Consider the following 4033-nt stretch of genomic DNA (forward strand, 5'->3'; position numbering starts at 1 on the left):
CTCGCTGGCACGCCGCACTGCGCACCGATCCCGCCACCTTCAAAGCCCTGCTGATCGACGGGATCCCCGTGACGGAACTCAGCGACAGGCTGTCGGTCGAGGGCGACCGCACAGTGCTCGACCGCCTACTTAAGGCTCTCGGCTGAAGCCGTTCGGCACGTCCGTTATCTGGACGTGGGAAGAAATCCATCGACCGAGGCCTGCAACCCAACGCCCCACGGCGCACAAACGGAATCGATCGCTGCGCGTCGATCACTATTGCGGTGGCCGCGCGTGGGTATCGGCCCGCATGTTGTTCTGGTCAACGTGCGACGGCCGCTCGCGGGTGAGGGCGGCGCTGACGCCGGGGACCTAAGCCACCTGAAGGCCATGGACTACACCAGGGAGCAGGCAGCCCGGCGGGTTCACGGCGGGATGACGTCGCCACCGACGGACTTCACCGTCTGGCTCAGGGACATGCGCTCCGCCCTCGACTATGACGACCTGGACGGGTGAGTCGTAGCGGCGCGTGACCGTAACTTGTGCGGCTGGGCGGCCTCAGACGTGCCCGCAGCAGTGCTGCGTCCGGACGGCCACGTGGCATGGGGGTGAAGACGAGCAAGACCTGCTCACCCTCCTGTCCAGGTGATTCGGCGTCGTCGTCAACTGAGCGCGCAGTTTGCCGCTCGAAGCTCACCGACAGGGATCGGTCGGGTCGGCCATTGGCCCGTCACGGGCTGAGGCTCAGGTGCCAGAACCGTACTCACCTGCATGCAGCTCTGGTTGCGGATCGGTCAGGCGGCGCCGGGGCCCGGCAGAGAGTCGACGTCGGTGGCGTGCATCGCCTCACCGCAGTGGGCGCAGCGCAGATCGACCTGGCTGATCTCGCCGCATGCGTGATGGCGGTAGAGCACCGGCGGCCCGGCCTCGCCCGCGAGCCACCTGTCGCCCCAGCGAGTCATGACCATGAGCAGGTCGACCAGCTCGGTCCCCTTCGCTGTCAGGTGATACTCATGGCGCGGCCGCTTATCGTAGGGGCGGCGCTCGAGCACGCCTTGGTCGATGAGGTGGTTGAGCCGCTCGGTCAGCACCTTGCGCGAGATTCCGCGGTGGGCCTGGAGCTGATCGAACCGGTGTATACCGTTCCACACATCATGCAGGACCAGCGGCGACCAGGGTTCGCCGATCACGTTGAGGGTGCGTGCGATGGAGCAGGTCATCTCCCTGAACTTCGTGCGTTGCATGGAATCAGTCTAGCTGTTGGAGTTCCTTAAAGGAATTCTGCTTGTTACGGTCATGTCGAGTCTCGGCGTCGGCTCATCGACCAGCCGACGCCTCATCGCCATCAGCTGCGGCAGGCTCGGGCTCGACCAGTTCACGTCGTGGCCCAAGCAGTACGACAAGTTGCAGGTGATCCGCCCAGCGTAGGTCTTGTCTGTGGTTAAAAATATGTTCCCCAACTTCGGTGGTCGCGCCGCCCAGGAATAGCGCCGCCTGAAACCCGTCGGTGGCCGCTGCGGGCGTGGCGTAGCCGCAGTTGGCCGCGAACATCGCGCCGAGGAAGGCGGCGCAGCATCGCCCATTCAAGATGCCGCAGGCCATGCAGTCGATGCAGGTGGCCGGGCTGCGTTCGGCGGAGTACGGCATCTCAGGCAGGCGGCAGCGAGCGGCCGTCACGCTGGCGTGGTGTCACCATCGGCGCGGTCGAGGCCGCGGCCGCCGCCAGGGTGCCTGCTGATCATCGGGCTTGCGCACCTTGTCCGGTTCGGGGATCAGCAGTTCCTCGACGCCGCAGTGCAGCACCGTGCAGATGACGTTGAGGTCGTCCAGCTTGATGCTGGCCGGCTCGCCCGCCCACAGACCGACATCTTCCCGGAGCTGATCTTCAGGCCGTGTTCGGCGAGCATCCGCTGCAGCTGGCTGGCCTTCCAGATGCCGCCGTTGGCCGCCGCCGGCCGCAGATTCCACTTCACCGCCGTAGTCCTTCCAGCCGGGTGGCCGCGTGCTGCTGGCCCGCTGCCCAGGCGTCCTCGATATGAGTGCCGGTGACATGCATGTACTTCATCGTGGTGGCGATCCAGGCATGGCCGAGCAACTGCTGGATGGCGATCAGGTCCATGCCTTGCTGATAGAGCCGGGAGGTGCAGAAGTGTCGCAGCACGTGCGGAGTCAGCACGTCGGCCCATTCCGGCAGATGGGCCGCGGCGGCCCTGGCCAACGCGACCCGCAGCGTCTCGTCACCGACGCGAGCCACCGACCCGTCGGTGTGCTTGCGCTCCGACCACAGCAGCGCCACTCCGGGCCGGGAATGGTCGTCGCCGAACTGGCCCCCACACGTCCTCGACAAACCAGCGCAGCGTCGCCGCGGCATTGTTGATCAGCGGCACCATTCGCTCGCGCGGCCCGGACCCGCGGGCGCCCTTGCCGTGACGGACATGCAGTTTGCCGAACCGGCCCAGATCCCACTTGATGCCGGCCAGGTCCAGCTTGCACGCCTCATTCACGCGCAGCCCAACCTCCGACATCAGCCGGCAGGCGGTGTGGTTGCGGGCGGGCGGGGCGAACTTTCGGCAACTCCCTGCCGCCACCCGGTGAACAGCCGGCTCACCTGCTCGGCGGTGGGCGGGATACGCAGCCTGTCCAGCGGACCGCCACGCGGCCGGTTCATCTCTTCGATCGGGCACTCGACCACGCGGCCGGTCATCTGGTGGAGCTCGACCTCGTGACGAAGTTCCAGGAACAGGAAGAACGTCTTGATCGCCTGAGCCCTGGCCAGTCGGGTGCCCTTCGCAGTCGAGCGCAGCACCTTGCCGAAGTACGCAGCGGCGGCGGGCTCCATCTCCCACAACGGCCGGCGCAACCAGGCCCGCGCCTGCTCCAGATGCACCACGTCGGAGGAGATCGTCCCGTCCGACAGCCCCGCCGCCGCCCGGGCCAGCACGAACCCGGCCAGCACGTCGGTCTCCAGCGCCTCCAGATCCTCGGCGGTGGCCGAGGCCCGCACCACCCGAAGATCCTTCACCACCGCCAGCGCCAACTCCGGCCACCTCGCCCTCACCCTCACAGCAAGACGAACGACCCAGGACGATAGACCTTCAGAATCCCCGAAATCTCATCAACACCCGAAGAAGCCGAAGCGCCAGCAGATAGGCCCACGTCCTGCGGCTAGAGCGACCGAAGAGACCCGAAGCAACTCAAGGGCTGTTAGCCACTACCCGCACCCCAAGTACTGCAGTCGGCGTTGCCGCACCGGGACCTGGTGATAGAGGCGGGTGACGTGCCGAGCGGAGCAATGATCGAAACCTGTGGATCTGCCGGGAAGGGGTGTACCTTCCCGGATCATCCGATGATGGTTTCGAGATAAGGCCGACGTTGCAGCGTCGGTCGGGAAGGCACACCCGTGCCGCTTACCGTAGTGCCCGAGCCTCCCGCTGACGACAGCCCGAACCCGGCTTCGGCTTCGCTGATCGATCAGATCGTCCGCGAGGGTGCCCGCAAGATGCTCGCCGCCGGCCCACCGTCGGCGCCGAGACTGGATGGCCCTGCCCGGTCAGCTCGTGGGCCAGATCGCGCAGCGACTTGGTGGTCCAGCGCAGCGTCGACATCGGATCTCCGCGCTCATCCGGCTCCACCAGCGTCAGCAGTGCCGGCACCAGATCCGGGTCCTGAGCTTCGGTGGCCTTGCGACCTCCACCACGACGACGGACGCGGCTGTCCGGCAGCGGATCCTCGCCGGCCTCCAGCTCGAACACCCCAGTGCGGACCGTCGTTTCGGACACTCCGGCCACTAACGCCACCATCCGCACCCCACCATGTCCGAGCAGCCGAGCCTCCTGCCCCATCACCAGACGCCGCTGTCGCTCGTTCAAATGCGGAAACAGCACCCTGAACCGGGAGACGAGCTGATCGCGGACCTCGCTCGGTATGCCCATACCACGTCAACGAGTTCAAGATCGAAATGTCTGGTCTCACTTGATGCTTGACGCTTTGGCATCGGATGATGCTTGACACTCCTAGCCGGTCTTTCGCTTCTTAGTATGCGCCTGGGACTTGA

At 66.2% G+C, this 4033-nt stretch carries 7 protein-coding genes; 1 reads left to right on the forward strand and 6 read right to left on the reverse strand.

All coding sequences use genetic code 11. From position 1 onward, the window contains the following. Positions 1 to 369: 369 nt before the first annotated feature. Positions 370 to 495 carry a hypothetical protein gene (locus tag B0I32_RS61350; RefSeq protein WP_281262702.1) on the forward strand — a complete coding sequence of 42 codons (126 nt, stop codon included), beginning with the start codon at positions 370 to 372 and terminating at the stop codon, positions 493 to 495. A 278-nt stretch (positions 496 to 773) separates the two neighbouring features. Here B0I32_RS61350 and B0I32_RS56060 read toward each other — a convergent pair whose 3' ends face one another. From B0I32_RS56060 to B0I32_RS56075, 6 genes are all read right to left on the reverse strand, one after another. Further along, positions 774 to 1223 carry a winged helix-turn-helix transcriptional regulator gene (locus tag B0I32_RS56060; RefSeq protein ID WP_106253666.1) on the reverse strand — a complete coding sequence of 150 codons (450 nt, stop codon included), beginning with the start codon at positions 1221 to 1223 and terminating at the stop codon, positions 774 to 776. A gap of 73 nt (positions 1224 to 1296) precedes the next feature. Continuing rightward, positions 1297 to 1656, reverse strand: a complete 360-nt coding sequence (locus tag B0I32_RS57350; RefSeq protein ID WP_181308974.1) for a hypothetical protein — start codon at positions 1654 to 1656, stop codon at positions 1297 to 1299. Between the two features lie 12 nt (positions 1657 to 1668). Then, positions 1669 to 1947: a helix-turn-helix domain-containing protein gene (locus B0I32_RS56065; RefSeq protein WP_219912576.1), complete on the reverse strand. Its 279-nt coding sequence runs from the start codon at positions 1945 to 1947 to the stop codon at positions 1669 to 1671. A gap of 1 nt (position 1948) precedes the next feature. Continuing rightward, the gene (locus B0I32_RS58670) at positions 1949 to 2326 is read right to left on the reverse strand and encodes a tyrosine-type recombinase/integrase (RefSeq protein WP_219912577.1); all 378 of its coding nucleotides are present in this window, start codon (positions 2324 to 2326) and stop codon (positions 1949 to 1951) included. A gap of 177 nt (positions 2327 to 2503) precedes the next feature. Then, entirely contained in the window at positions 2504 to 3001 is a 498-nt protein-coding gene (locus tag B0I32_RS58675) for a hypothetical protein (RefSeq protein ID WP_181308972.1), read from the reverse strand. A gap of 385 nt (positions 3002 to 3386) precedes the next feature. Further along, the gene (locus B0I32_RS56075; protein ID WP_106253668.1) at positions 3387 to 3911 is read right to left on the reverse strand and encodes an ISAzo13-like element transposase-related protein; all 525 of its coding nucleotides are present in this window, start codon (positions 3909 to 3911) and stop codon (positions 3387 to 3389) included. Positions 3912 to 4033 lie beyond the last annotated feature (122 nt).

It is taken from the genome of Nonomuraea fuscirosea (genome assembly GCF_003001935.1).
GTDB lineage: Bacteria > Actinomycetota > Actinomycetes > Streptosporangiales > Streptosporangiaceae > Nonomuraea > Nonomuraea fuscirosea.

Coding starts and splice junctions, on each gene's coding strand:
- B0I32_RS56060 (WP_106253666.1), bottom strand. CDS start 1,223: ATGCAACGCACGAAGTTCAGGGAGATGACCTGCTCCATCGCACGCACC.
- B0I32_RS56075 (WP_106253668.1), bottom strand. CDS start 3,911: ATGGGCATACCGAGCGAGGTCCGCGATCAGCTCGTCTCCCGGTTCAGG.
- B0I32_RS61350 (WP_281262702.1), top strand. CDS start 370: ATGGACTACACCAGGGAGCAGGCAGCCCGGCGGGTTCACGGCGGGATG.